Origin of the sequence: Paraprevotella xylaniphila YIT 11841, from assembly GCF_000205165.1 — a bacterium.
Classification (GTDB): Bacteria; Bacteroidota; Bacteroidia; order Bacteroidales; family Bacteroidaceae; genus Paraprevotella; species Paraprevotella xylaniphila.
Genome location: NZ_GL883855.1, coordinates 1 through 2,045, shown reverse-complemented (window position 1 = coordinate 2,045; position 2,045 = coordinate 1). Strand labels below are relative to the sequence as shown.

At 52.2% G+C, this 2,045-nt stretch carries 1 protein-coding gene and 1 pseudogene; both read left to right on the top strand.

Annotated features, from left to right (window positions below):
• A partial coding sequence (gene mobB, locus HMPREF9442_RS08490; protein WP_040602852.1) for a conjugal transfer protein MobB occupies nt 1-1,067 on the top strand: 1,067 nt, incomplete at its 5' end.
• A 30-nt stretch (nt 1,068-1,097) separates the two neighbouring features.
• Nucleotides 1,098-2,021 (top strand): annotated as a pseudogene (locus tag HMPREF9442_RS08485) (YWFCY domain-containing protein); the annotation flags it as partial.
• Nucleotides 2,022-2,045: the final 24 nt, after the last annotated feature.

Genomic DNA, 2,045 nt, shown 5'->3' with positions numbered 1-2,045 from the left:
AAGTGGAGAAACCGGTGGTGCATATCTCGCTCAACCCGCACCCGGAGGATGTGCTGACCGATGCGGAATTGCAGGACATCGCCCGCGAGTATCTGGAAAAGCTCGGTTTTGGCAACCAGCCTTATCTTGTATTCAAGCACGAGGACATCGACCGTCACCATCTGCACATTGTGACGGTGCGGGTGGATGAGAACGGGAAATGTATCAGTGACAAGAACAACTACTACCGCAGCAAGCAGATTACTCGTGAGCTTGAAAAGAAATACGGGCTGCACGATGCGGAGCGCAGAAACCGCCGTCTTGACACGCCGCTGCGCCGGGTGGACGCATCGGCAGGCGATGTGAAGAAGCAGGTGGGCAATACCCTGAAGGTTCTGAACGGGCAGTACCGTTTCCAGACGATGGGCGAATACCGTGCGCTCCTTTTCCTCTATAACCTGACGGTGGAGGAAGCGAGGGGTAACGTGCGCGGACGGGAGTATCACGGGCTGGTCTATTCCGTCACAGACGATAAAGGCAACAAGGTGGGTAACCCGTTCAAATCCTCGCTTTTCGGGAAGTTCGCAGGTTATGAAGCCGTACAGAGAAAATTTATCCGTTCCAAATCAGAAATTAAGGACAGGAAGCTCGCCGACATGACGAAACGCACCGTCCTTTCCGTGCTGCAAGGCACTTATGACAAGGACAGGTTTATTTCCCGGCTCAAAGAGAAGGGCATAGATACCGTGCTGCGCTACACAGAGGAAGGGCGCATCTATGGGGCTACCTTCATCGACCACCGCACAGGATGTGTACTGAACGGTTCTCGCATGGGCAAGGAGCTTTCGGCGAATACCTTGCAGGAACATTTCACCCTGCCATACGCCGGACAGCCGCCGATACCGCTATCCATACCGGCGGATGCTGCGGACAAGGCACACGGGCAGACTGCATACAATGGTGCAGACGTGTCGGGAGGTATGGGCTTGCTCACTCCCGAAGGTCCGGCGACCGATGCCGAGGAAGAGGCTTTCATCCGGGCGATGAAGCGCAAAAAGAAGAAAAAGCGCAAGGGCTTGGGTATGTAATCGGAGTATCAACAATTAAAAAATCAATGTATGTCACAACAAGAAGACGATTTGAGGGCATTGGCGAAAATCATGGATTTTCTGCGTGCCGTGAGTATCATTTTAGTGGTCATGAACGTGTACTGGTTCTGCTACGAAGCCATCCGGCTGTGGGGCGTGAACATCGGCGTGGTGGATAAAATCCTGATGAACTTCGACCGCACGGCGGGGCTGTTCCATTCCATTCTGTACACGAAACTGTTTGCCGTCCTGCTGCTTGCCCTGTCCTGTCTGGGTACGAAGGGGGTCAAGGGTGAGAAAATCACATGGAGAAGAATATGGACGGCACTCGCCATCGGGTCCGTGCTGTTTTTTCTGAACTGGTGGATACTGGCTCTGCCGCTGCCGGTTGAAGCGGTGACGGGGCTGTATATCCTTACCATCGGTACGGGTTATGTCTGCCTGCTGATGGGTGGTCTGTGGATGAGCCGTCTGTTGAAACACAATCTGATGGAGGATGTTTTCAACAACGAGAACGAGAGTTTCATGCAGGAAACAAGGCTCATCGAAAGCGAGTATTCGGTCAATCTGCCCACACGCTTCTATTACAAAAAGCGTTGGAACAACGGCTGGATCAATGTGGTGAATCCCTTCCGTGCGTCCATCGTGTTGGGTACGCCGGGCAGCGGAAAGTCATACGCCGTTGTAAACAATTATATCAAGCAACAGATTGAAAAGGGCTTCTCAATGTATGTGTACGACTTCAAATTCAGCGACTTATCAACCATCGCCTACAACCATTTGCTGAACCACCCGGAGGGCTACAAGGTGAAGCCAAAGTTCTATGTGATTAACTTCGACGACCCGCGTCGCTCACACCGTTGCAATCCCATACACCCGGATTTCATGGAGGATATTACAGATGCCTACGAGAGTGCCTACACGATAATGCTCAACCTCAATAAGACTTGGGTGTGACCTGTAAAGTCACGTAATTGA